The organism is Rhodococcus sp. WAY2, assembly GCF_009859915.1.
Lineage (GTDB): Bacteria > Actinomycetota > Actinomycetes > Mycobacteriales > Mycobacteriaceae > Rhodococcus_F > Rhodococcus_F oxybenzonivorans.
Window position 1 is genome coordinate 25895 of sequence record NZ_CP046574.1, and the last position, 24415, is coordinate 50309.

The window sequence follows — 24415 nt, forward strand, 5'->3', positions numbered from 1 at the left end:
GCTACTGGATCGACAACCTCGACTCAGACACCCTCACGGTGACGGCCGGATGGCCACAGATCGGACTAGAACCGATCCAGGAGAACATAGACATCCACCCGCACCTGGGCTCGAACGCCCGGCCTGGACACGGGGCCCGCACAAGACGGGCTGAGCGGCAACGCCCAGAAATGACATAGCGGCACCACAGGCGGACCCCGATCCCGGGGACCCGTTCGGGCAGACGCGCGACGACGGCACGACCGTCTGCGGGTGCTGTGCGGTTGAGCATTCCCCAGACAAGTCTCAACGCCGCGGCCGCCAAACTCGCCGCACTCGACCGGACATCCTCGCACGGTTCCGGAACGGCGGAGTTGGGCATGCCGATACTCGGCCGAAGCAGCTGACCGGGAGGCCGGGCGCCGAGGCGGTCACTGTCCGAGACCCACAGCACCCGATTCGTACTCTACCCTCCCGTGAGGGTAGGGTTCCGGGTTGTCGGTGATGCCACCGCAGGATCGTTCCTGCGTGGGTCGGTCGTGGGCCTGTGTCGCTCCGAGCCACCGCATCAATTCCTGTGACGCCTCTTTCGGCGTCGTTGACGTCTAGGGCATCGGCGTGTGCACGCCGGTGCGAACGGAGCTGTGATGGCAGGAGAACTCGATACGCCCGCGGAGACCATGTCGGTGCGGGCCGCGTTGCGGTCCCCGCGCCGCCTCAAAACCGAGGTCCTCGCCGGAATCGTGGTCGCGCTGGCACTGATTCCGGAAGCGATCTCGTTCTCGATCATCGCTGGCGTGGACCCCCGCGTGGGTCTGTTCGCCTCCTTCACCATGGCGGTGACCATCGCTTTCGTCGGCGGCCGCCCCGCGATGATCTCGGCTGCGACCGGTGCGATCGCCCTCGTCGTCGCGCCGCTGTCGCGTGACTACGGCATGGACTACCTGATCGCCGCCGTCCTGCTGGCCGGTGTGCTGCAGGTCGTCCTGAGCCTGCTCGGCGTCGCGAAACTGATGCGATTCATCCCGCGCAGTGTGATGGTTGGTTTCGTCAACGCCCTCGCCATCTTGATCTTCACCGCGCAACTCCCCCACCTGATCGACGTCCCCGCCCTGGTCTATCCGATGGTCGCGGCCGGACTGCTGATCATGGTGTTCCTGCCCAAGCTCACCACCGCGATCCCCGCCCCGCTGGTGGCCATTGTGCTGCTCACCGCCGCCACCGTGATCTTCGCGTTGAACGTCCCGAACGTCGGCGACGAAGGCGAACTCCCGTCCAGCCTGCCGACCTGGGTGATCCCGAACGTGCCGTTCACCATGGACACGCTGTCGATCATCGCGCCCTACGCGTTGGCGATGGCCCTGGTCGGGCTGCTCGAATCGTTGATGACCGCGAAGCTGGTCGACGACATCACCGACTCCCACTCGGACAAGACCCGCGAAGGCTGGGGGCAGGGTGTGGCGAACATTGTCACCGGAATCTTCGGCGGCATGGGCGGCTGCGCCATGATCGGCCAGACCATGATCAACGTCAAGGTCTCCGGAGCCCGCACCCGCATCTCCACCTTCCTGGCCGGGGTGTTCCTGCTGATCCTCGTCGTCGGACTCGGCGACGTCGTCGCCCTGATCCCGATGGCCGCCCTGGTCGCGGTGATGATCATGGTCTCGGTCGGCACCCTGGACTGGCACAGCATCGCCCCGAAGACGTTGCGGCGCATGCCCCGCAGCGAAACTTTCGTCATGCTTGCGACCGTCGCGGTCACCGTTGCCACCCACAACCTCGCCTACGGGGTGATCGTCGGTGTCGTCACCGCAATGGTGCTCTTCGCCCGCCGGGTCGCGCACCTGACCGAGGTGGTGGACGTCGCCCACCCCGACGAGAACACCCGCATCTACAAGGTGCGCGGCGAACTGTTCTTCGCCTCGAGCAACGACCTGATCTACCAGTTCGACTACGTCGGCGATCCGGAGAACGTCATCATCGACCTGTCCGACTCCCACATCTGGGACGCCTCGACCGTCGCGACCCTCGACGCGATCACCACGAAATACGCTGCCAAGGGCAAGAACGTGGAGATCGTCGGCCTCAACGCCGCCTCCGCCGAACGCCACGTGCGCCTGAGCGGGCAGATGGGTGCCGAGCACTGACATCATCCGTGCCCGGACGAATGCAGAGAAAGGTGAGCAGATGACGGACCGCATCGAAGGTTCGGCATTGCGGCACATGCAGATCGGTGAGGTCGCCGAACGCACCGAACTGTCGATCAAGACGATCCGCCACTACGACGAGGTCGGCCTGGTACGGCCTTCTGAACGCAGTGCCGGCGGCTTCCGCCTCTACACAGATGCTGATGTCCAACGCCTGCTCGTCATCCGGCGGATGAAGCCCCTCGGATTCACCCTCGACGAGATGCGCCAGCTCCTCGACTCCCTCGAGACTCTGGCCTCGAGCCGGCCCGCCGAGGACAAGGCAGCAGCGCAGGCATTCGTGACCGAATGCCATGCGCGCGCCGAAGAAAGCTGTCGCAAGCTCCGCAAACAGGTGGCCTACGCCGAGGAGCTCACTTCGCTGCTCGCCGACCACGCGGCCGGGTAGTTCGTAGTCCGGTAAAGCAGGTCGAAGGCGAAGAAGTTGACGGTGACCTGGCGGCGCAACACCGCCGACGGGCGTACCACGCCGGTTCCCCGATTCCAGCTGTCGCGCCAGCGAGGATTCCATGTCGTCGCCTCGACTGCTGTGTACACGGCGCGATAGAAGGAACTGGACGGTTTGGTACTCGCAAGTAGCACTGGATCAATCGTAACCTGCACGGCGCAATGCAATTCCACAGGCAAGGTCGTGAGTTCGACAGCGATCGATAGCGAAGGAAGATTCCATGGGCATGCGCGACACGGTCAACGGTGCATTCAGAGTAACGCGCCTAGCATTCGACGCCGCTGCTGCCGTCGCATCCATTGTGGTCGCCATTCCTGTCGCGTTTGCCATCGGCGAGGCGACCACCATGGCGCGCGCCGCACGCGGCGATCTCACTCCCGCCACGACCGAGGCGACGATCAGCGGCAGAACTCGTCTGCGCAGCGCGCCCCTCGGTGACATCGACCGGGCGTTCCATCTGGCTGATCATCCGTAGATCCTTCTTCGATCCCCCAACGACGGTTCACAGTGCCCCTGTGGGCGTACCTGAAACAGGCGCGCAGACCAGAACCCCGACCATCAGGTCGATGCGCTGCGCCGTGCCGGGGTGGCCGCCGAGAACATCCACGTCGATCATGCGGGTGGAGCGAAAGCGTCACGGCCCCAGCTCGATCTGGCGCTGGCGCGGCACCGCGGGGGCGACGTCCTGGTGATCACCCGGCTCGACCGGCTCGGACGGTCGATGCTGCACCTGATCACCCTCGGCGCCGAGCTACGTGAGCGCGGCATCGGTCTGAAGGTGCTCGAGCAAGGCATCGACACCGCCACCGCCGAGGGCCGCGCCATGTTCGGCATGCTGTCGGTGCTGGCCGAGTTCCAGCGCGAGCTGACCGCGGCCCACACCCGGGACGGGTTGGCCGCCGCCCGGGCCCGCGGCCGTAAGGGCGGCCGGCCGTCGAAGCTCAGCCCGGACCAGATCGAACTCGCTCAACGCCTCTACGACGCAGGAGACCACACCGTCGCCCAGATCGCGGGCATGCTGAAAGTGCCGCGCACCACGGTCTATGGGTATCTGGAACACACGCCGTGCTGCAGGCGCCGCCCGGTGACCGGTTCCGCCGAGGTTTTCACGATCGCCCCACCGTTGCGGAGGGTGTGCGCGACCGCCAGTGGCAGCTGGTTCTCGTAGCCGAGGACATCGCGCAGCATTTCCTCACCGATCCGGCGCAGCACGCCTCGGAAGGAGTTGCCGGAGATGACTGGTACCAGCTCGGCCGACCCGTCTGGTTGCAGGATCTTCATCCGCCGGCCGATCGCGGTGGTGCCGATCAGCTCCCCGCGGTGCGAGATCGGGGATTTCGCGGTCATTTCGATCCCCCAAGGCGGGCGGACCGACCGCGGAAAGTAGGGGGGCGTGGCAGACGGAAACGTTCCAGTTGGCGTCTGCCACGCCGGGCGAGGAACACTGGTGCCGGTAACCAGCCGGCGGCGCCCCCGCCCCGCAAGCATACCCGAGAGCCGCGAACACCGATCGCAGGAGACTACCGCCGGGGACATGTCATCTGTGCAGGTAGAATACCTATTTCGCAATCGCGCCATGTCATTTGGGGACAACGGGATCAGCTGAGGACGCGGGCCTGCCGGGCCGCGCGTAACCAGTCCGGGTACTCGCTGAGGAGCAGTTCGTACAGGGCTGTGTCGGTGAGCGTATCGACGTTCTCGACCGCGAAGAACCCGGCGTTGTCGACGAGCCGGCCGGTCAGGGTGTCGAGTTTCTCGAGAACCCCGAAGCTGGACTTGCCGATTCCGATGAACTGCCAGAACGCCGGAAACGCACTGGCTGTCCGCATCAGGGCGGTGATCTGCGCCCGCGCATTGAATCCGCCGTCGGTGAAGAACAGCACCAACGTCGGGACCGCAGTGGCTTTGTCGAGGGTGCCGATGATCTCTTCCATGACCGGGATCTCGTTGTTGGTGCCGCCGATCGCATCGAAATCGATACCGCCGTGCCGGCCACGGAGGTGGACATAGGTGTTCACCCAGGTGTCGGCATCGGCGACGGTGACGTCCGGCAGCTTCACGAACCGCTGCGCGTAGGCGTAAGCCTCGAGGTTGCCGTCCGAATCGAGCTGCGTCGCGACCGGCACCATCCGCTCGATGATCCGTTTGACCTCACCGGACCGGTACCGCTTGGACATCGACCCGGTGTTGTCCATCACCAGGACGACCCGGCCGACCGGGCTTGCGGCACCCTTGCTCAGCAGGACTTTCGCGACCTCCCGTTTCTGCAGATTCAGCTTCTCCCGCTTGACCAAAGAGAGCGTCGCTTCGCCGGGCACCGTCCGCACCCCCTCCCCGTCGACGGTCGCCGAAGTCGCCGCCGCGACAGCGGACTGTGCGGGTTCGGGTGCCTGTGCAGGGGTTTCGTCGACGCTGACACCGTGCTCGGTGACCAGGGCGTCGAGTCCGCCGCTCCAGCCGGCCGACCGGTTGCGGACCTTCCAGGACCCGTTGCGCCGGTACACCTCGAGCAGTACCGCGGACCACTCGGTCGTGAGGCCTTCCGCCGGGATCGCGAACGAGGTTCCGCCCGCCTGGGTGAGAGTTACTGACAGGCCCGGGACTTCGGCGAGGCTGCCGGGCACGTTCTCATCGAGCGCGACGGCCACGGCGAGGGTGTCGATCGCCGCGGGCACTGCCGCGAGGTGCAAGGTCACCTGCCCGCCGGTGAGGGTGACCGCCCCTTCCAGGGTGCTGGGGTTGTTGAAGAACACCAGATCGGCGTCGGTCCGGACCTTCAGATCGGCGCCGAGCTGGAAGACGAACAGATCGACCGTTCCCTGCCGGGCGCCGGTCACCTCCACCGTCGTGGTTGCCGTGTCGATCGGGCTGTTCGCCCCGCGAGTCAGAGAGGTCATGGTGTGTTCCGGCCCGCCAGGGTGGGGCCGAGTCCTTTCGTCAAGTGCCGCGAGGCGGTCGGTACGCCCGCGAGCAGGAGCCTAGTAACCGGATTCACCGGGTACGCACGTCGGCGCGCCCACAGACACGTGGGGTTGTGGGCGCGGGAGTGCCCGTGCGGGATTGGCTGTGCGGTTACCGCAGCACCGCGACGTGGTTGCGGCTGGTGTAGCGCGGGCTGTCGTGTTCGGTGCCGTCGTCATCGCGCAGACGCAGAATCCACACCGTCCCGCCGCGCGGTGACTCGGTGCACGCCTGCGCCCGGACACCGATCAGGGTGCGGTAGGCGCCGGTGCAGGTCTGCGGATCGGCCCCGGTCTTCGACCACACGCTCCGGCCGATGCAGCGACCCAGCATGACGGGTGGGACGACATTGTGCGTGCGGAAGAACTCCGCGAGCCGTGGATCCGTTGCCGGCAGCGGCGGATACGCGTCGAGCTCGGGCACACCGAACTCGTCGAACAGGGTGGCGTTCATGGTCGCGGCCCGGTGGGGTGCCGCTCCCGTGCTTCGGTGAGGACCGCGGTGTAGAGGTCGAGGTGCCCGCAGGGGTTGTCCTAGTGATCGCAGGTCAGCCAGTGGCCGTCTTCGTGGAATAGGTGTTCCTTCGGGAGGCCGCGCGGTCCTTGGCAGGCCGGGCAGACCCAGGTGAGAGTGACCGTGCGGATCTGGGGGTAGGCGGTGCTGGTGCCCCAGCCGCTGCGGTCGATGACGCGGACAGCGCGTTCGGTGAGGTCATGGTCTACGGGCACGGGCATGGGCATGGGCAGGTCAGCCTCTTTCATGAAAAGGGGACGTGTCACCTATGCAGCTAGAGCAGGTTTTCTGGATTCTTGCTGCGCTACGGCGGGATTCAGAACCGGCCGTCCGCGATGCCCTGAAGAACACCGCGAGCGGCTTCGGCATCGCCGCGGGCCCGGTGGGCGCCGCCGAGCCGGATGCTCTTCTCGACCCCTTCTGCCTGGGAGCGGGCCAGCATGATGCACCCCCACCCGCGCGGGTCAGCGAGCTGCGCCGGGTCGAGCCCGTGCCGGTGGCAGTCGTGCAGGATGCGGCCCATATCGAACCCGGCGTTGTACGCCAACGCAATCTTCCCCGCCGTCGCCGCCACCAATTCGGGGAAGACCGCGGCCCAGTCGGGGGCGCCGACCAGCTGGGCGGCGGCGATTCCGTGCACCGCGGCGGCGGCCGGGTGGATCGGTACGGCGCCCGGATCGACGAGGGTGTCGAGGAGCACGGCCCCGGTGGCGGCGTCGATCACGGCGATCTCGAGGATCGAGCCGTCGAAGTCGGTGGATTCGACATCGCAGACCACCGCCCGGCCGGGCCGCAGCATCTCCTGCGCCCACTGGCGGGGACTGAGCGCAGGCGGCACCTGCCCCACTCGCGGGCTCGTCGCTGGTGACTCGGATGCGGTCATGGTGGCCATCGTGACCGCACCCTCCGACACACTCATCCACGCACCAACCGGTCGATCGGACATCGAACCCCCTCCAGTTGCCGGCATTGCTTTCACTGGTCGGCTTTCTGGTCGCGCTGGTCGCGCTGGCCGCGCTGGGCGAGCTTCGCGTCGAGCCATCCGTCGACGAAGTCGGACATGATCTTCCGGCCGCTCTCATCGCCGACGGCCAACCCCGACAGTGCCCGGCGGACCACGCTGCTCAACGCCGGAGAGAGCGGATCTCCCTCGTCGTGGGCAGTGCGCCCGACCTCGGCGAAGTCGACTTCCCGCAGCTTCGACGGATGCGTGAACCAACCCCCTTCCGGGGTGGCGTACCGCTCGGGCGCCGCCGGCATCAAGGTCACCGACCCCCGCGAGCACGCGGTCACCACGTACACCCCGGGACGCACCGTCCACGACACCATGCCGCCGATGGCAGGTTCCGTCGGGACTGCATTCACTGTCTGAACCATCGAAGATCCTCTTTCCCTGCTGCACTGTGACGTTCTGCCCCGACTTTACATCGCTACATTGTGATGTAGCAATGGGGGACACGTCATTCGCCCCTTCGGCTCCGAGCCATTACCTGACAAGGTGTCGTTGTCTAGTCGCCGTCATGCGGCCGTACCACAGCCCCCGACACGAACGACAAGCGTTACAGCACGGCGTTGTAGGGTCTAGGCATGGACACCTCATCCGGCGCGGCACCGGCACGCCGCCACCTTTGTCACTCGGAGGCGACGTCGTGCCGTGGCCGGTCTGCGCCCCTCACCGCTGCCGACCCGGACGGGAAGGCCTGAGAAACATGGTCAGCCCGCACCGCCTCACCACCGACCAAGTCATCGACCTGATCAAGGAGGAAACCGGCACCGAGCTCTCCATCTCGACCTTCCGCGGGTACGTCTCACGCGGGCAAGCACCGGCACCGGTAGAAAAGATCGGCCGCACCCCACTATGGAAGCGCTCGGACATCATCAAATGGGCGCACAACCGGCCCGGCCAGGGCGCCCGCACCGACATACCGAAGCAGCGCAGACGACGCACCCAGTGACCGGCCGCCGCCATACCGTGTGACCATGGGGACGGCGGCGGTGAGCTCAGGTGGCGGTGTCCACGCGCAGCCGCGGCAGCATCCGGTGCACCGCACGGGCATCGCGGCGCCGCAACGACCCCTCCGCCAGCAACTCCCGCACCGCCTCGACCACACGAGCCGGAACGGTCACCTCGTGCTTGACCGCCCCACCCAGCGCTTCGATCAGCGCCTTGTGGACCTGACCGGTCTCGAGCGAGAAACTCACATGATCGAGCGTCTGCGCCGGCAGTACTGGACGCAACGCGGAGATCACCTCACGTGCAAACTTGTTGGCCCCCTCCATACCTCGAGTGTGACACACCACCCCGACACCCGCAGGTACTGCGCCGCTCCGCTCCACCCTGCGCGCAGCGTATGCCCCAAAAATCGGATCAGATCGCCAATGACCGACCGCCGCGCGCCTGTCTCGCCAGGTTCCTCGTCGTTCGATGCGGAACGTAGAAAGCACCACACAACGCCAGATTGCGGACAAGACTGCGGGTAACGCCGCAGCGGCGCCACAGGCCGAGAACGCCGACGCCATCGATCGCGCCGGTCGCGGCATGAGTAGGTATCTGCACGGCGAGTAGGTTCTAGTGCGCGATCGTCGATCTGAGCGGGTGTGAGGCCGGGGAGGCTCAGGTCGGCGCTGGTGTCTTAAGCGCAACGCGCATCGAGGGAGGGGTCTCACTACTCGCGGGGCAGCGTTGCCGAGGTCCATTCTGAACCGTTGTACCAGCGGTTCAGCTTCGGATCACGCTGATCTGGATACCAGCCCGGAGTCATACCCTGAGTTGATGGAGTCACCAGTTGCACCGGTGGCGGACGCTTGTCCCCGACACGGACGAGTGCGCGGATCGCGAGGACGATGACCGCGCCGACACCGATAACGATCGCGTAGAACACCAGCTCAACCGAGGTCACGCCGTTACCGACGCCAGAGAGGAGTAGGACCACGGCCGCAATACCACCGAGTACCCAGAGGATTCGCCGCATCCGGGTGCCCTGTTCATCATCCATGCGAAACACATACCACGCAGATTGGTCTCGACGAGGACGAACCCCTGGGGGGAGGTCCCCGGCGCCTCGCCGTCGAGGCAGCCCCGTATTGCGTCATGGGACGGCGCAATGCTCTCGTTCGGCTTCTTCTCATATTCGTCAGCGCCCGGGAGCTCGGAGACCCGAAGACGCCCGCAATGGCTTCCCAGGCTGCCGCTGACGGCGTTCCGTCACCGGAGGGTAGATAGCCTCGACCGCCGGCAACGGTGCCGGTCTGTGCCGTTTACTCAGCCTCTTCTCCAATTGGCGCATCAGTTCGTCGTCAGTCAACAGGTCGGGGTCGGGAGCCACCACTGGCACAATCCCGAGTTCATCCGCTGTAACCGCACCGGCAGCGAGCAACGCCCTGGTGACCGGAACCCCGAACGCCTCCGCTACCAACTTAATTGACTTGATGCCAGGTTCCATCCCGTCATTGATCCAACGCGTGACGATAGACGGGTGGAGACCAATCTCCTTGGCTAACCGATTCCGAGTCCAGCCGTTCGCTTCGAGTTGCGAACTGACGAATGAAACCCATCTTGACATGCTCGGAGCGTAGTCGCGGTCTCCCGACACCCCGGCAGCGAGACCCTACAACGCGATGAGAGCTACCGGGCAGCGGACACTGGTTGCTGCACAAGGAGGGGACGTGTCATTTCTACCGGTAAACAACCTGATTCGGGGAGCTGGGAAAGGAGTCGGGAGTTGTCACCCGCGACCTCAACCCCACCGCGGGTAGGCCCGACGACCAGCGCATGACCCGGAAGCTCTCACCACCCGTAGAAGATCAGGCTTGCCCACGCCACGATTGCCGTGACCGCGGCCAGGGCGACGGCGCCGATGGCAAATACCCGCGTGGCTCGCACAGCTTGCTGAAGGCTCCTGTCCGAGACAATGTCACTGGTCGCGCCGGTGATGGCAACGTAACACCCAGCAATCACTAAAAGTGCGCACACGCACACCACCCAGAGTCCCCATCCGACCGAGATGCCGAGCGGCGAGTCGATCTCAGCGAAGTTGCGAATGCCGGAAACGAGATCCCAAAAGCTGACGATGGCGGCAACTGAGCCAGCGAGGAGGGCAGCGAGCCACGTCCATGCGACTTTGGACACCGCGGCAAGCAGAAGCGCCAATGCGGCAACCGCACCGGCGACCAGGGTGATGTATCCGTCATCGACTTCAATCCCGGAAGCGGATACCGGTCCGGCTACGGCCCACGGTCCGAGGCTGCCGACGATAACGCCGATGCTGGCTATCCATGCGATGACGTATCCCGGCGCGTTCACGGCGGAGAGGAACGGAACCGGGGGGCTCGTGACAACCATCGAGTGTCCCTTCTGCACGAGATCTGCACGCCTGCGTGCGCGTCGAATGGTGATGGTCAAGTGGACTTCAAGCTATCTTCCTCCGGCGGGCACGGCGTAGGAACTCTTGCACAAACATTGATCCGCACGTAAACACCGGTTGCCCATCGCCCTGCACGTGGCATGCACCCGATGCTGAAACCTTCGAGGCGCCAGACTCGCCCGGAGAACGACGGTGCACACGGCGGCGGTGCCGAGGGATCCGGCGTCGGCGAAGTCGTCGACCCGCAGGGAGCGGATCACCGTGCGGCGGGGATCGTCGAGCCAGATCTGGCCGATGCGGATTTCATCGCCGTGCCGGTTGGTCATATCCGCGGTCATCGTGGTTCTCCTGTCGATAGTTGGTTGCTGACGAAGCGGAGTGCTTACGCGGCCGAGGCGGCGGTTGCCGGAGCCGTGTGGTGAGCGGTGAGGGCCTCAGCCCACCACAGATCGAAATTCGCGTGTTCCTTCGCTGCGGCCAGGGCGGGGGCGACGACGAAGTACCGTTCGATCGCGGGGAACAGCGGGCCGCGCCGGTGCTGATACACCCGCACGATGCCGTCCTCGCCCACCTGGCGCTCGATCAGCCCCTTGGCCTTCCCCTCGGCCGCGAGACGGTCCAGAACGGTGTGCAGGGACGCCTCGGTGCCGCGGCCGCGGATCCGCACCGAGCGGACGGCGTTGCCGAGCTTGGCCGGGTCACTCTTCCGCGGCCGCAGGATGCGCCGCACCTCGTAGAGGGCGTGCGGCGCTGCGGCGAGGACACCGTCGAACGCCTCGAGCACCCCGGTCATCTCCTGCGCGCGGAGCATGTCGATCAACCGGCGACCGCCCACCAGCCCCTGCGCCGGATTCAGGGCCAGCGCTAGGTGTTCCATCAGCAGGGTCTTCGCCCCCACCGCCGGATCGGCGGCGTACCGGGCGAAGATCTCCGACCGATTCTGCTTGTTGGCGAACGCGAACGGGCAGAAGGTGCAGGCGGATTTACCGACCCCGGTGCCGATCACCGACTCGGTGAAGGCGATCGCGTCGCCGCGGAACCAGCCCCACTCGATCAGCGGGTACTCCCCCGTCCGCAGGTCGGTGTTGTAGCCGGCGTCCTTGTCCGCGCGGCGGCGTTCCCCGGCCTCGAAGCCCATCACGTGCCGGTACGGCCGGCCGCGGGTGAGGCGGGCGATGACCGGGTCGAGGGCATCCCCCTTTGCATGAACGGAGCAGATTCTGGCGCCACCGGACTGGGGAATGGTGCCGGCCTCGACCATCTCGTCGTAGAGCGTGTACGCGCCGTCGAGGCACAGGCGGGTCGGGCTGCGGGAATCGTCGAGGATCACCACTCCGTCACCAGCGATAGTGACGTGCCGGCGGGCGCGGGCGACCTGCACGAAGCGCACACCCGCGGCCGCCAGCCGGGGCAGCACCCGCTCCTCGATCACGGTGCGGGTGGAGTCCCACTCGTCACCGGTCATCGCCGACACCACCACCAGTTCGTCGAGACCGAAGTCGCGGCTGGTCGAGTCCTCGAGCCACCGCAGCAAGATCGCGGTCGAGTCCTCGCCCAGCCCGTAGCTGAGCACGACCTTCGGTGTGGGCTCGTCGTCGTTCACCGACAGGTCAGTGCAAGCAATCGTCAAGTGCATGTTCCTTTTCGCTGATTGCGTGAGGTAAGCCGGGTGAATGTCAACGTGGACTGTTCGAGAACCGACCTTACAATGTGACGTTGTATGGATCAAGTGGGGAGACCCTGCCGTGCAGATGCTTCCACCCGGTTGCACTCTTTCGTCGCGTTACTTCCCCCGTCGATACATGGGATGGGGACATGTCATCTACCCAGCTCAGTGGGTCATTTTTGGGATCCAAACAAGCCCCGGATGACCTCAACGCCTGTGGGTGCAGGGACACCGATCGTGGAATGGGATCGGGCGCTACCGGCCCCGGGCGTCTTGCGGCCGCGCTACCGGCCCCGGGCGTCTTGCGGCCGCGCTACCGTTCCCGGGTATGGGGACGACATTCCACGGGCCGAGCCCCTGGCCGCATATCACCGCGGCGATCCGAACGAAAGGCTCCCGCTGGGCCGCGATCGCCTACCTCGGCCAGGACGCCCCCCTCCTGCTCCCCCTGCGCGCCGGGGACGTCCTGGTCGTGAACGCCTCCAAAGCGGCACTGCGCGCACATGCCACCTCACCGGCCGCCCTCGCCCACTACCTGGGCGCCGGGGTGCGGGTGCTGTCCACACCGAACCTGCACGCGAAGGTGATCGTCACCGACCGTCGGGCGGTAATCGGCTCCGCGAACGCCTCGCAGAACTCCACCGTCGTCGACGAAGCCGTGATCATCACCGACGACCCGGACCTGCTCGCCGCCGCCGGCGCATTCATCGACGCAATCGACGAGACCACCGAAGTCGATGCGGTGTTCCTCGACAACGCCAACGCCGAATGGGCGAAGGGGCGGGCGCTCACCATCCCCGGGGTGACCGGCCGGATCCGGACCGAACCCGACTTCCTTCCCTCACCGGTGACCCGGATGTTCGTCTGGCAGACCGAAGAGTACGACCCCAGCGCGTCCGAGCAACGCGAATGGACGACCCAACAACGGCGCCAGCGGCGCCGCTGCCGGACCGACCGCGAGGTACCAGCTCGAATGGTTCCGCCTCGACGAGCCCGGCCACCTGAAACTCGGTGACGTCCTGATCCAGGTCACCGACGACTGGGTTCATCCGCCCGCCGTGGTGCACTCCGGGCCCGTGACGATTCCCCGTTCCCGCGGCACTTCCTCCGCACCCGGAACGATCTCGAGCCCATCGCGTTGTCGGACGCGGAGAAGACGCTCGCCGACCTCGGGAACCGTAACCCGCGGCTGCGGACCGACCACCGCATAATCTCCCCCACCCTGCGCGCCGCCCTCCTCGGACTCTGGAACCTCTGACCGCTCCCCAAAGAGAAGGGGACGTGTCATTTCTCCAGGTAAATCACCGTTTTGCTCCTGGAAGGTCAGACACGATGTGGCTGCGCCTAGCGCCTCGCACGACCTATTCGTCTTACGGATCGTTACAGCTGGATTCTCAGTTGAATGGAAGCGACTGCCACCACATGCTTATTGCCACGAGGGCGTCGGTGAACTGAGGGATGGCAGAGAAGAATCCCAGGTCTAACATGGCGCTCTCCTTGGTCGGAAGGATCGTGCACACGGAGTATCGCCCGTGCCCTCGGAGACTGTTACGTGCGAACAACCCCGTCGACGAGCGTGCGTGCCCGGATGAGCTCGTGCAACACCGCAACCCCGACGCCACACTCCTTCCCCGCTTCCGACAATGTCAGAGAGTCGGGATTGCCCTTCGGGTCAGCACCGTTCTGCGACATCCCAGCACCGTACCGAGCCCGACCCGCTCGCAGGAACCAACAGCTCCTCGGCGCTACCAGTCGGCCGAGGTCGCCGCGATCTCGCGGACGCGTGGCGGCCAGCACGGGTCAGTGGCCAGTGTGTGGATGACCTCGGCCATGTGGGGATGGTGGCCGGCGACGTCCAGGCGGGCCAGGAGCCGGGTGATGCGTCGCGGACGGTCGGGCCATCGCCCGCCCGTGGTTTCGACCAGGGCGGCCAGCACGGTCGCGGCCTCGGTGTCGTCGATTCGACTGGTTCCCCGGTCATCCCGCGCGTAGACCCCGGCTACCGGTGGTGCGCTCGCGGCCGTTCTGATCGACGCCCGGTACCAGGGATTGCGCAGCGACCGCCTCATCTTCCCGGGCTTTTTCTAGTGGGCGTCGCGGAACGCCTGCTCGACCTCGGCGGGGAACCGGCCGCGGGAGGAGATGTCGTAGCCCTGCTCGGTCGCCCACGCCCGGATCTCTTTGACTTCCCCGCGCCGCCGCTCCGGAACGTCGGCAACGGCTGGAACGACGGGGCGGTCGGAGCGGCGTTTGCGGCCACCGGTGCGCGTGGCGTAGTCGATGAAGTACCCGATCTGCTTGTGGAACTTGGTGGCGTGCTTGTCTTTCAGGTCGATTTCGTAGTCCACCCCGTTGACGGAAAAGGTGATGTTCTCCCCTTCTCCGTCACCGAAGATGGTGCCGTCGATGTCGTCGACGAGTTCGACTACTACCTTCCGCGCCACAGTTCCCCGATCTCATGTTTTCTTTCACATCAGGACCGAACCCTACTGGCGGTCGCGCCGTCACCGGGGGACCAGGTCCTGGGACGTGTCATTTCCGCAGTTCAGAGCGTGGCTATCGGGTGTGCACGGTAGGGCCGAGCCCGAGGTGGAGGGGCGGGCACAGCGCAATGGAGGGCAGGGGTGCGCATCCACTCGGAACAGGCGGTGGTGCTGCGTGTGCGGGTGCCGCGGTCAGGGAGAGGGCTGCGGCCGCCGTGGACGCGATGAGGGCCAGGCGCAGAAACCGAGACACGGAATCCTCCAGTGGTGCGGGCCCGACCCACACACATTCTCACAGGTCACGCACCATCGCCGTGGCCTGTTCGGCGCCTAGGCTCGCGGCGGGCATGTCTGGAGATCAGTTTCTGCCGGTTGCCCGGAGCTCGGTACATCTCGTCAAGCATCAGGGTTTCGATGCCGGCGTGCTGGCGCAGGATGCGTGTGGCGGCGAGAGACACCAGTTCCTGCCGGGTCGGGCCGAGCCGGCCGGCGAGGGCGTCGAGGTGCACGAGGAGTTCGTCATCGAGAGCGACAGCGTTCCTGGCCTTGGGCGGCTCGGGGCGCAGATCGTGCACGGGGGCAACGGTGGTGAGGTCGGCCGTCAGGTTGCCTGGGTTGTCGAGGAGTCGGCGGATCCCGACCCGCACCAGCGCCGAGACCCGGCGGGGCCCGTACTCGTCGGCGAGCTCGTGCAGTCGGCGTTTGGTGTCCTCGTCCACCAGGAACGAGTGCGGCTTCCCGAACGGGCGCCCCGCCGGGGACGGCGCCTTCACCGCTCCGGCGGGCCCAGTGGCGGCGGCGGTGGTGGTGGTTTTGCGGCATTCGTTGCGGGCGAGGAGCTGACCGCGGTTCGACTCCCCCCGGTAGATCTCGTCGGTCACCGCCTGCTCGAGATCACGCGGATGAGCCAGGAGTTGCTGGGCGGCCAGGCGCATCAGTTCGCCGCGATCGGACCCGAGACGGTGAGCAAGGGCGTCGAGTTGATCGCGGAGATCGTCATCGAAATGCACATTCGTGCGCGGGCCGAAGATTTCCGGTGCCAGATCCCGGACCGCCCCGATCGTGGTCAGGTCGGCGGTGAGATCGCCGGGGTCGTCGAGAAGCCGGCGCAGTGCGACCCGCAACGCCGCGGCGGTGAGGACGTCACCGTTGCGGCCGGTGAGCCGGTCGAGTGTGGAGGGGTTGACGTGCAGGCGGGTTCGGTGGGTGAGGTCGTCGCGGGCGTCCTCACGGAGCACGTGGGGACGGAAGCGGCCCGCCGCGGTGAGGAAGCGGTGTGCGGCGACGCGGACGATGGCGCTGCGTTTGGTGTGATGGGCCCGGGCCAGATCCTCGAGGCGCCGGTCGGTGGCCGGGTCCAGGTCGAAGAATATTTCCACGCGCGGGAGGCTCCGTGCGACGGCGGACACGCGGCGGTACTCATCGAGTGCAGTAGGTACGCGGTCCGGGTCGGCGAGGAGGCGGTGGGCGGCCACACGCACCAGGGCGCCGAAGCGGCGGGGGCCGATCCCGGCGGCTACCTCCTCGAGGTGTTGCTTGGTCTGCGGATCGAAGCGGAGCGGGATCGGATCGCCGACAGGGACGCGGCCCATGCTGGTGGTCTCGGGCATCGCTGTCATTCTCCGTGAGGATGGTTTGTCCGGAACTAGTTCGGATGGAGACCGAGCGCCGGGCAGACGGCTGGTCGATGGAACGCACTGCGCACAGACGCGCCCCTATGGGTACTTATCCGCTATGGGGGCTAGCGGCGCCTGCGGCGACTCAGGGACGTGGCATATCCCCGGGCCAATGACCCTTAGCCTGTTCGACCCAGGGTCTGTGATCACCGGGTGTTCGGATCTTCCGAAGGCCGGATCGCCGCGGCGGCGAGTTCAGCGGAGTAGCGGGGCTCGAAGAGCGGGTTCATACCGGCGGTGTGCCAGTAATCCTCGGTGGTGTGGGCTGCGCCGATGAGCCCGCCGGCAATGCACGCAATGGAGTCGGAGTCGCCGTTGCTGGTCGATGCCCAAGCGAGGGCCTCGGGTCCCGTCAGGGCGGCCACATCGTCCGCGGTTCCCAGGTCCGCGACCAGCAAGGCGAGAGCGATCGCGCTGGCCGACTCCCAGCCTTGACCGATCCCCACACATGGGTCGCCGAAGTCGGCCGGCGGAAGGGCGCGTAGTTGTTCGAGGCGTTCCGCTGCGTGGGTGAGGATCTCGTAGGTGCCGTCATCCAGCCCTTCTACCAGGTACGACGACACGTCCACGGTAATCGGGGCGAGGACATCGCGCAGGTAGGAGTCCTCGGTCCAGGAGCTGGTGCCGCCGTAGATCTGTGTGGCCGCCGTCAGGGCGTGTTCGAGGAACCGGCCGCGGCGTTCGGGGGCGTAGCGAGTGGCGTCGGCGAGGAGCAGCGCCGGGACGACAGCGCGCGGGTGCTTGTGGGTGATCACGGCCTGAAGAGCCGTCAGCCCCAACCAATACGGATCCGGAGCGAATGCGGCTGGGACCAACCGCATCACTGCCCCGCAGCCGGCGGATTCGACCGCCCCGTCCGTGTCGTACCAGCGGGCGCCGGCGCGTAGGTTGCGCAGCGACTTCATACAGGTGCGGCCGGGAGCCCGGGTGTTGTCGGGGTCGACCTGCCACAGCAGGAAGTGCCGGGTGATGGCGTCGGTCACCGCTTCGATGTCGCCGAAGTCGGTGACCTCGACCAGCGCGTGGTGCACGGCCAGGGTCATCTGAGTGTCATCGGAGATCACCCACTGCCCGGATGGCGGGGCGACCGGGTAGGTGGGCATCTGTGCGTAGCTGGTGAATTCGACCTGATACCCCCACGCGTCGCCGGCGGCGAGGCCGGTCAGTGCATTGGCGTACCGGATCGCGACGTCGTCGGTCGGGTTCGCGTCAGGGTTAATCGAGGGTGTCACGGTCACGGGGTCTGTCCTCGTGCGATGTCGTTGGCGGCGGTGCGGACAGTTTCGATGTCCATGAGGTCGAGGTCGGCGACGCGGCCGAGGTAGTCCGCGATCGCGTCGGGGGTCATGCCCTCATCGAGGTGCCGACGGATTTCGTCGAGCTGCTCGTCGTTGAGTGCCATTGTGGGGGTCGTCCTTCCGTCTCGCCCCTTCAGGAAGGGGACGTGTCATAGTGCCTGGTGATTGTCGGTCTATGCGGCTTTCGTGCTTGGTTTATGCGGCTTTCGTGCTGGGTCCGCTGCCGTGTTCGGCGTCGGCGACGAGATCTTCGGCAACCATGTAGACCGTTGGCCGGCCGCTGATCCCGTGGTGATCGACCTTCACGCACCGCAGGTGGGTTCCCATCGGCAGGACGACCTCGTCTTCGGACGAGAAATTCGAGATGGATTTGACGGGCAGGCCGTCCCGGGTGCGGACGACCATCATGTACGGCGGATGGCCGGCGAAGTTGTGGGCGGTGCTGTGGTTGGTGCTGAAGCTGGTGACCTTGCCGATCTCCATCCTAGAGCCGACGGTGAAGGCCAAGTCGATGTACTCCTCGGTGGTGCCTTTCCAGCCGCTGGGGATCTGGGTGCCGCGGACCAGGGTCATCGGCGTCTTGTTCGGGTTGTGTTTGCGGAACTTGTCGAACGCGGAGTCTAGTTGGGATACGACGGACTTGACGTGCCCGGAGGGGTTGGCGTCGCGTCCGGTGATGGCGGCGTTGATGGATCGGTAGCTGCCGCCGGTGTAGGTCGTCAGCGCGGTGCGTTCCTGGTAGCTCAGTACCTTCTGCACGAACGCCGTGTTGGAGGTGGTCAGCGCCCCGATGTTCGACGTTTGCACCTGGCCCCCCGGCCCGAGCTGGAAGCCCCACGACTTCAGGTCGCCGGCCCGCTGAGCGATCACGGCGTAGTCGTCGGCGGTCTCCTTGCCATAGGCGCGGATTCCGCTGCGCCAGAGGCTGGCGTGCTTGTCCGCGCCGAGGCTTTGCGGTGGGATGTCGTGCTCGAAGTGCGGAATCACACCCCCACCGGCCGTCGGTGTACCCAGGGCACGGGCGTGCGCTCTGGTGTAGGCGGCGTCGGCGGCGGCCTTGCTGGCGCCGTCGGCGAGAGCCTTCGCGCGCGCCTGTTCACCGGCCTTGATTGCAGACTGTTGCCGTAGCGTCTGCCGGTGCCGTTTGATGCCGTCGTGGATGTCCGCGCGGACCGGGCCGCCGCCGACGGAGTCGGTCAACTTGTCCTTCGCCTCGGCCATCTCCTCGTCTATGACCGCCTGCTGCGCGGCCGGAGTGGACGCGAGACCCGAGGCAGCTCGACGAGCCACTTCCAGCCCCACGTCTCCCTTCATGGCGTGCGCCTGTTTCTGCAGCTCAGTGGCGTTCGCGGGCAGCGGATCAGGATCAGCCAGTTTCGGGATGCGATTGGCCTTCGCGAGCGCATCGTTCTTGCTGGTGCCCTGGCCCACCGGATGGTAGGCGTCGCCGTTGCGCTGCAGGATCAAGAAATCCGAGGAGCCGCGCCGGTAGATCACGGTGCCGCCGTCGAGGATGCGACCCTCGACATCGGTGACACCGGACCCGGTTTCCATCGCGATGGTGCCGGCGGTGTAGACACTGGTGTCCCGCGGTGTGGATGCCAGGGTCGGCTGTCCACCTTCGGTGAGCGCCTTCGCCGCTTCTGGCGCGGCGCGGCGGTTGAGCGAGCGGGCGATCGCGTCGACCTCGTCGTCGGATAGGGAGGCGTAGTAGGCGTCGCGCTCGGCGTCGGTGGCCATGTCCTCGCGCAGACCGAACTTCGCGGCGGCCAGGTCCTCTCGAACCTCGACCTGCCGGCGCTTTGCCTCCAGGTGAGCCTGTTTCGCGTCGTCGAGCTCGCCCTGTTTCGCTGCGATGTCGCCTGATGAACCGGTACCGTCTTCGGCGGCCTTCTTCGCCTTCCTCAGCCGGGCCCGAATCCGGTTGACCGCCTTACGGGCTTCCTCCGCTTCCGCGTCAGCGGCGACAACGTTCTGCTCCGCTTGCTCAACTACCGCCTGCGCCGCAGTGACTTTCGGGGCGGTCAACTTCTCGCGCTCGCTCACGGCCTGGGCGATGAGCAGTTTCGCGCTGGGTGGGATGGCATGAACGCTGGGCATTGGTGTGCCACCGAGGATCTTCGCGTCGATCCCGAGCCCCTCCATGAACTCTTTGAGGATGCTCGGCGGGGCGGACTGCACTGCTGCCGCGGCGCCGAGCAGCCCCTGTTCCTTGAGGTGGGTGACGACCTTCTTACGGGCCTCACGTCCCAGCCGTCGGTTCGCGTTCGCCCTCGCAGCAGCCTTGTAACCGCCGCAGCCAGGGCAACGTCGGCCACTTCCATGAGCTTGTGAACGGCACATGAAGGCATCGTATCGGCGAAATAGACTGTCCCCCAACTGACACCAACTGTCGATACCGTTGCGGTCCCTGCCGTTCATGCGGACACACCCCCCTCCCCTGCTGCAGTTCCGCCACAAAGAATCCGTTGATGGATCACACAGTCGACCCTGCCAGCTGCCTACATTACAATGCCACATTGTATTCTACGCGCTCGGGCCGCGCCCGACGAAGACGGGCGCAGCCCGAGTGGCCACCTATGGCCGATAGCTGCCCACGGTGAGGCCCTTTCGGCTGAAGAGGGAATCCTCCTAGAACGGTCCGGTGCCGGGGACGCCGCCGAGGCCGAGCCAGTAGAAAATCCACATGAAGAGGGGCAATGTATTCACCTTTCGGGGTGTTGTGGACACCGGGCTGTGTGACCGGCGAGCGTCAAATGCGTTCGTGTGGGCTCCGATCCTGTTGCGGTCCTTTAGTCATCGGTCCACCGTCAGCGTGTACGAGGACTATGGCATTTCATGACTGACCGCGATCGACGATGTCGAGTTGAACACGGTTGCGGTGACTTATCGCCCACCGGCCGGCGTCGAGGTCGTCGACGAGGAGCTGGCATTGTTCGTCGGTGCGCACGTCCGAAGACTGCCCGATGACGTTGATGGGTCCGCGGACCCCGTTCCTCCAGTCGACGACGGTGTAAACGACGTCACCCGTGGGGGCGAAGTCGCGTTGGCGGGTGCAGACAACGAAGTGTTCGGACGTCGCCCGGACGGTGTAGGGGCGGCGTGGTTCGAGTCCGAAGCGGATCCGGTTACCGGGTTCGAAGGTGATGGGTGTCGTCGGCGTACCGGTCGCATTCATCAACGTCACCATGCACCCCCGGTTGCACGCTGCTGTTGAGGGAGGGAAGCTCTTTGGCTATCGACGAGAGTGGCGCGGCTGATGCAGCCCTGGGTAAGACTTTTCGGTCGGTGCCCGATGTGGAAGCCGTCGCCGGCATCACCTTGGTGGGGGCAGGGGTAGATCGACAGGCCCTGCCGCTTCTCGTGGTGTGTGCGGGCCGCGCGGGCGTCCTTGCGTGTGAAGTAGGTCCGCTTGCTGCAGTGCGGGCAGGTCGCCCAACGGGCGGTAGGTCGGTGGGCGCGAGGGGACAATTCGGTGCTCCTATGACTGGGGACGTCGTCGGGATGGTCAGACGGCGCGGGTGATCTGCAGGTTCAGCCAATCGGAGACCCACTCGATGGCATTGCGGCCGGCATTGTCGACGACCAGGGTCTGGTAGCTCTGGTGGGCTCCGGAGGCGAAGAAGCTAGCCGCGTTCAGGCCCTCCCCGACTACCGCGGCGAGATCCTCGGCTCCCTGCGAGCGCGCCATCGTCGATACCGACCCGGCGAGTCCTTGCAGGTCGAGGGTTTGCGCTTGCGTGGTGATCGTGTTTCCCACGGGGTTGCCCTGCTTGCCCAGTAGCGCGGGGTCGGTCTTGCTGGCTTTGCCGGTGAGCATGTTCGCGGCCACCGAGGCGAGTTCGAGGCCGAGGGGGATCAACGCCGCGGTCTGCGCCGCAGCACCGACCGGGTCGGGTAGCACTCCGGGCGGTGGGAAGAGTTTGTCCGCGGCGGCCCACGCGATTTCCTGGGCCTGGCCGGCGATGTTGGCCAGCTTGATCACGTCGACGTTGCCGAGAATGCTGGTGACCAGTGCTGCGATCTGGGTGTACCCGGTCGGGTCCGGGATGATCGCGAGGATTTGGGAGACCCACTTCAGGTCGACACCGGCGACCATCTTCACCAGCGGCGCGAAGTGCACGTTCAGCTCCCGGGCGGCGTCCCGGGCGCCGCGGACATCGCCGGCGGCGATCTTCTGCGGTAGCACCATCAGGTTGTGCAGGATCTTCGGAATGTCGAGGGCTGTGATGCCGGTGACCACGCCCAGGGCTTGGTCGACGACGACTGTCGGTTTGAGGACCGATAACACGCTCGACGCGGTCGACAGGGCATCTGCGGGGGTGGCGGCGACGGGCGCGATCTGGTTACCGAGCGATGCGGCCGTGTTGGAGAGCTGCGAGATGGGCGGGTCGGTGGCGGGAAGCGTGGTGGTGCCGCTATTGGCCAGCCTGGCTGCGGTGTTCGCGATCGTGGCTACCGAGTCCAGCGCACCGGTCAGGTCCGCGTGGCTGGCTGTGGTGAGTACCTGCGCGGCCGCGTTTTCCGGCGTGCCCGCCGGGGCTGCGGCAAGGCCCGTGGTTGCGGCACTGTTCGCGGCCCCGGACTCGAGCAGCTCGGCCAGGGGACGAAGAGTCTTGCCCAGCGCGGTCGCAGTGTCCGCGACCTCCGCGACATCGACCGAGCCGCCGGTGTCGAGGCCGGAGAGTTGCTTTCCGAGCGCGTCCAGATTCGAGCCGAGACCGGGCAGGTCGGCGTCGGTGAAATCCGAGGTCAGCGCGGTGGCGATTGCCGCGTTACCACCTCCGGCATCGGTGGCACCAGTGGTACCCGGGGTCTTCGACAAGATCGATCCGAGCGATCCGAGGAACGGGTTGGCACCCTTGTGGATCGAGCAGTACAGATCTTTCGGATCACAGATCGAGGCCACCCGCCCCGATAACTTGCCCATGCCCTGCGATCGGGGACCGGCGATCCCCTGCCCGGAGGTCTTCGGCCCGACCGTCGCGGCGCCCTTCGTACCGGTACCGGGATCGGCGAGCAGGGCCACACCGAGGACCCGGTCCGCGTCGACCGGTCCCTGGTCGTTTCCGATGGCCGACGCGAGATCACCTGCTGCATCGGAACCTTGGGAGTAGCCGGTGATGGTGATCTTCGCGTCCGGGCATGTGTCGGCGTAGTGGCGCAGCACGGCGGTGGCCTTGCTGACCGCGTCGGCTTTGCTGTCAGCGTAGGTGTGGCCGTTGTCGAACGCGCGCGCCATGTACGGCAGCGTGTATACCTGCGCTCGGGCACCGTTCTTCGCCTTGATCGCCTCCGCGACGGGGGCCAGCATGCCCACCGGCTGGTTTGGGTCGGCGTGCTCGTTGGTCTCCCACGTGCCGGGGATAAACAGGTTGAACACCGCCGCGCAGTTCATCGGGGCGGCGTTGACGATCGCGGGTGCAGTAAGCACGACGCCACCGCCAGCGACGGTCGCAGTGGCGATCAGCGCGACGGTGCGACGGGTTCTCGAACGTCTCGCGGGCATTGGCACCTCTATTACCGGAACGGACACTGACGCCTACCTTCACCCATTTCGGCGTTTCGTCCCAACGGGGTGTCGGCGTGACCCAGGCTCCTTTTTCGACCTCTGACCGGCGAGTATGTCCATAGGGAGGTTGTTTCAGCCGCGATGCGACAAGGGCCACCCAGTCGGTGCCGCAGCGATCCGGTAGTGGTGGCTTCCGGCGTTTAGTTCCAGTCGATATGGATGGATTCGAAGTGCGCACCGACGTCGGCGCCGTCACCTAGATACGGGTGGCCGTAGTACCGGGTCAGCGCCAAGGTCGCCTCGACATCGGAATCGGTCGCCAGACTCGTCGGAAACTGGAACCTGGCCGGCACCCGTTCGGGTGTTCGCCCGCCGGAGGCGGGCATGTTCATCGCTGGTCAAAGTCCACGGTGCTTTGACAAGTAGAAGTGCTATTCGACGCGGCGGGGTTGCTATTCGGGGAGTCCGAGTCTGGCTGTTAGCGTTGGGATGCCAATTCCCTGGATCACGTCGAGGCAGGCGCGCATGACCGCTGGGTCTTGCGCGCACTGCGTGCTGATGTCGAAATTGACGTATGCGGGTACGGGGTTGACGGGCGTCGATTGGACCGCGTTCGAGGGCTTAGGTCCGAAGTTCCAGAGGATGAGGATGGCGCCGGCCATCGCAGCGATCAGGGCCGCGACCCGGAACGGTGATACTCGGCGCGGAGTGTTGGTTGCGGTCTCGATCATGGTGTGCCCTTTGTTCCTTACTCGGTGCAGTCAACGTGCAGGGACAGGTAGATGCGACGTGGTTGGTCTGCCCGGTTCCAGTCCTGCGGGGCGTCGATGGTGGCGGCGATGTCGATGTGGTCGGGCTGGGACCAGTCCACGGCCTGCACGGTGTCGAGGTATTCGTTCTTGGTCTCGACGTCAGCGGGGGCGAGGTATTGGTCGGTGTTCTCGATCGTGAGTATCTGGGCCCCGTGGCGGGCGCGGATCTTCCAGCCGTGGGGGGCCGTGATGTCCACTGCAAGCTGTTTTCCACGGCCGTAGCAGCGGGCGGAGACCTCGTCGGGCCGGGGGGTGGTGATCTCGGTATCCGAGTGGGTCTCGCCCCATCCGATGACGATACTGCCCAGGTCGGTGCTTTCGTCGGTGACAACTGACCCGCTGATCGAGGCGGTGACCGCCGCGGCCGCGCGACCGTCGTCGTCACCGCAGGCGGTCAGTGCGGCGAGAGTGACCCAGGACAATGCTGCGATGGTGGCCGCACATCGCGGCCGTGTGCAGAACAAGGGCATCAATTTCGCTGAAGTCCTTTCGGGGC

The 24415-nt window shown here is 66.2% G+C and carries 30 protein-coding genes and 1 pseudogene; 8 read left to right on the top strand and 23 right to left on the bottom strand.

Translation table 11 applies throughout. The features are described 5' to 3' along the window. Nucleotides 1-263 precede the first annotated feature (263 nt). From GFS60_RS40040 to GFS60_RS34715, 5 genes are all read left to right on the top strand, one after another. A complete protein-coding gene (locus tag GFS60_RS40040) occupies nt 264-386 on the top strand; it encodes a hypothetical protein (RefSeq protein WP_268962676.1) in 123 nt (40 codons plus the stop codon). Between the two features lie 240 nt (nt 387-626). After that, complete coding sequence (locus GFS60_RS34700) at nt 627-2126, top strand: SulP family inorganic anion transporter (protein ID WP_054247252.1); 1500 nt, start codon at nt 627-629, stop codon at nt 2124-2126. A 40-nt stretch (nt 2127-2166) separates the two neighbouring features. Beyond that, nucleotides 2167-2574, top strand: coding sequence for a MerR family transcriptional regulator (locus GFS60_RS34705; protein ID WP_054247289.1), 408 nt, complete (start codon nt 2167-2169; stop codon nt 2572-2574). A 280-nt stretch (nt 2575-2854) separates the two neighbouring features. After that, nucleotides 2855-3109, top strand: coding sequence for a hypothetical protein (locus GFS60_RS34710; protein ID WP_054247250.1), 255 nt, complete (start codon nt 2855-2857; stop codon nt 3107-3109). Between the two features lie 111 nt (nt 3110-3220). Further along, a complete protein-coding gene (locus GFS60_RS34715; protein WP_236603671.1) occupies nt 3221-3802 on the top strand; it encodes a recombinase family protein in 582 nt (193 codons plus the stop codon). A gap of 430 nt (nt 3803-4232) precedes the next feature. Here the strand turns inward: GFS60_RS34715 and GFS60_RS34725 are convergent, their stop codons facing one another. The 5 genes from GFS60_RS34725 to GFS60_RS34745 form a co-directional block, all read right to left on the bottom strand. Beyond that, entirely contained in the window at nt 4233-5531 is a 1299-nt protein-coding gene (locus GFS60_RS34725; protein WP_054247248.1) for a vWA domain-containing protein, read from the bottom strand. A gap of 175 nt (nt 5532-5706) precedes the next feature. Further along, a complete protein-coding gene (locus GFS60_RS34730) occupies nt 5707-6048 on the bottom strand; it encodes a hypothetical protein (protein WP_054247246.1) in 342 nt (113 codons plus the stop codon). Between the two features lie 80 nt (nt 6049-6128). After that, on the bottom strand, nt 6129-6374 hold the full coding sequence (locus GFS60_RS34735; protein WP_236603672.1) for a hypothetical protein: 246 nt from the start codon (nt 6372-6374) through the stop codon (nt 6129-6131). 50 nt (nt 6375-6424) lie between these two features. Beyond that, nucleotides 6425-7027, bottom strand: coding sequence for a 3'-5' exonuclease (locus GFS60_RS34740; protein WP_082359791.1), 603 nt, complete (start codon nt 7025-7027; stop codon nt 6425-6427). A gap of 56 nt (nt 7028-7083) precedes the next feature. Beyond that, nucleotides 7084-7485, bottom strand: coding sequence for a hypothetical protein (locus tag GFS60_RS34745; protein WP_054247242.1), 402 nt, complete (start codon nt 7483-7485; stop codon nt 7084-7086). A 332-nt stretch (nt 7486-7817) separates the two neighbouring features. On the opposite strand from GFS60_RS34745, the gene GFS60_RS34750 reads away from it, so the two are divergent. Continuing rightward, nucleotides 7818-8063, top strand: coding sequence for a helix-turn-helix transcriptional regulator (locus GFS60_RS34750; RefSeq protein WP_054247240.1), 246 nt, complete (start codon nt 7818-7820; stop codon nt 8061-8063). A gap of 46 nt (nt 8064-8109) precedes the next feature. Here the strand turns inward: GFS60_RS34750 and GFS60_RS34755 are convergent, their stop codons facing one another. Then, a complete protein-coding gene (locus GFS60_RS34755) occupies nt 8110-8388 on the bottom strand; it encodes a hypothetical protein (RefSeq protein WP_054247239.1) in 279 nt (92 codons plus the stop codon). A gap of 145 nt (nt 8389-8533) precedes the next feature. Here GFS60_RS34755 and GFS60_RS34760 point away from each other — a divergent pair, with 145 nt between their 5' ends. Continuing rightward, on the top strand, nt 8534-8674 hold the full coding sequence (locus GFS60_RS34760; protein ID WP_159929187.1) for a hypothetical protein: 141 nt from the start codon (nt 8534-8536) through the stop codon (nt 8672-8674). 100 nt (nt 8675-8774) lie between these two features. Here GFS60_RS34760 and GFS60_RS34765 read toward each other — a convergent pair whose 3' ends face one another. The 5 genes from GFS60_RS34765 to GFS60_RS34785 form a co-directional block, all read right to left on the bottom strand. Beyond that, nucleotides 8775-9104: a DUF2510 domain-containing protein gene (locus GFS60_RS34765; RefSeq protein ID WP_054247237.1), complete on the bottom strand. Its 330-nt coding sequence runs from the start codon at nt 9102-9104 to the stop codon at nt 8775-8777. 138 nt (nt 9105-9242) lie between these two features. Then, nucleotides 9243-9671, bottom strand: coding sequence for a helix-turn-helix domain-containing protein (locus GFS60_RS40530; protein ID WP_082359786.1), 429 nt, complete (start codon nt 9669-9671; stop codon nt 9243-9245). Nucleotides 9672-9895: 224 nt separating this feature from the next. Next, the gene (locus GFS60_RS34775) at nt 9896-10411 is read right to left on the bottom strand and encodes a hypothetical protein (protein ID WP_159929189.1); all 516 of its coding nucleotides are present in this window, start codon (nt 10409-10411) and stop codon (nt 9896-9898) included. Nucleotides 10412-10522: 111 nt separating this feature from the next. After that, entirely contained in the window at nt 10523-10810 is a 288-nt protein-coding gene (locus GFS60_RS34780; protein WP_054247231.1) for a hypothetical protein, read from the bottom strand. Nucleotides 10811-10854: 44 nt separating this feature from the next. Further along, the gene (locus GFS60_RS34785) at nt 10855-12102 is read right to left on the bottom strand and encodes a hypothetical protein (protein WP_236603673.1); all 1248 of its coding nucleotides are present in this window, start codon (nt 12100-12102) and stop codon (nt 10855-10857) included. A 364-nt stretch (nt 12103-12466) separates the two neighbouring features. On the opposite strand from GFS60_RS34785, the pseudogene GFS60_RS34790 reads away from it, so the two are divergent. Beyond that, a pseudogene (locus GFS60_RS34790) lies at nt 12467-13396 on the top strand (phosphatidylserine/phosphatidylglycerophosphate/cardiolipin synthase family protein). Nucleotides 13397-13686: 290 nt separating this feature from the next. On the opposite strand, the gene GFS60_RS34795 reads toward GFS60_RS34790, so the two are convergent. The 12 genes from GFS60_RS34795 to GFS60_RS34845 all read right to left on the bottom strand — a co-directional run bounded on the left by GFS60_RS34795 (nt 13687) and on the right by GFS60_RS34845 (nt 24341). Then, nucleotides 13687-13830 carry a hypothetical protein gene (locus tag GFS60_RS34795; protein WP_159929191.1) on the bottom strand — a complete coding sequence of 48 codons (144 nt, stop codon included), beginning with the start codon at nt 13828-13830 and terminating at the stop codon, nt 13687-13689. A 53-nt stretch (nt 13831-13883) separates the two neighbouring features. Further along, nucleotides 13884-14207, bottom strand: a complete 324-nt coding sequence (locus tag GFS60_RS34800) for a hypothetical protein (protein ID WP_236603674.1) — start codon at nt 14205-14207, stop codon at nt 13884-13886. Between the two features lie 15 nt (nt 14208-14222). Next, entirely contained in the window at nt 14223-14582 is a 360-nt protein-coding gene (locus GFS60_RS34805) for a histone-like nucleoid-structuring protein Lsr2 (protein ID WP_054247229.1), read from the bottom strand. Nucleotides 14583-14920: 338 nt separating this feature from the next. Then, on the bottom strand, nt 14921-16231 hold the full coding sequence (locus tag GFS60_RS34810; protein ID WP_054247226.1) for a CopG family transcriptional regulator: 1311 nt from the start codon (nt 16229-16231) through the stop codon (nt 14921-14923). A gap of 212 nt (nt 16232-16443) precedes the next feature. Beyond that, nucleotides 16444-17535: an ADP-ribosylglycohydrolase family protein gene (locus tag GFS60_RS34815; RefSeq protein WP_236603675.1), complete on the bottom strand. Its 1092-nt coding sequence runs from the start codon at nt 17533-17535 to the stop codon at nt 16444-16446. Next, the gene (locus tag GFS60_RS38835; protein ID WP_164709553.1) at nt 17532-17699 is read right to left on the bottom strand and encodes a hypothetical protein; all 168 of its coding nucleotides are present in this window, start codon (nt 17697-17699) and stop codon (nt 17532-17534) included. Before GFS60_RS38835 ends, GFS60_RS34815 begins: the two co-directional genes overlap by 4 nt. 91 nt (nt 17700-17790) lie before the next feature. After that, nucleotides 17791-19938 carry an ADP-ribosyltransferase gene (locus GFS60_RS34820; RefSeq protein WP_082359785.1) on the bottom strand — a complete coding sequence of 716 codons (2148 nt, stop codon included), beginning with the start codon at nt 19936-19938 and terminating at the stop codon, nt 17791-17793. Between the two features lie 493 nt (nt 19939-20431). Beyond that, on the bottom strand, nt 20432-20773 hold the full coding sequence (locus tag GFS60_RS34825; RefSeq protein WP_236603676.1) for a hypothetical protein: 342 nt from the start codon (nt 20771-20773) through the stop codon (nt 20432-20434). Between the two features lie 330 nt (nt 20774-21103). Further along, nucleotides 21104-23104, bottom strand: a complete 2001-nt coding sequence (locus tag GFS60_RS34830; RefSeq protein WP_054247224.1) for a cutinase family protein — start codon at nt 23102-23104, stop codon at nt 21104-21106. Nucleotides 23105-23307: 203 nt separating this feature from the next. After that, nucleotides 23308-23499 carry a hypothetical protein gene (locus tag GFS60_RS34835; RefSeq protein ID WP_054247223.1) on the bottom strand — a complete coding sequence of 64 codons (192 nt, stop codon included), beginning with the start codon at nt 23497-23499 and terminating at the stop codon, nt 23308-23310. A gap of 60 nt (nt 23500-23559) precedes the next feature. Then, the gene (locus GFS60_RS34840) at nt 23560-23838 is read right to left on the bottom strand and encodes a hypothetical protein (RefSeq protein ID WP_054247221.1); all 279 of its coding nucleotides are present in this window, start codon (nt 23836-23838) and stop codon (nt 23560-23562) included. A 17-nt stretch (nt 23839-23855) separates the two neighbouring features. After that, nucleotides 23856-24341: a hypothetical protein gene (locus GFS60_RS34845; protein ID WP_236603677.1), complete on the bottom strand. Its 486-nt coding sequence runs from the start codon at nt 24339-24341 to the stop codon at nt 23856-23858. Nucleotides 24342-24415 lie beyond the last annotated feature (74 nt).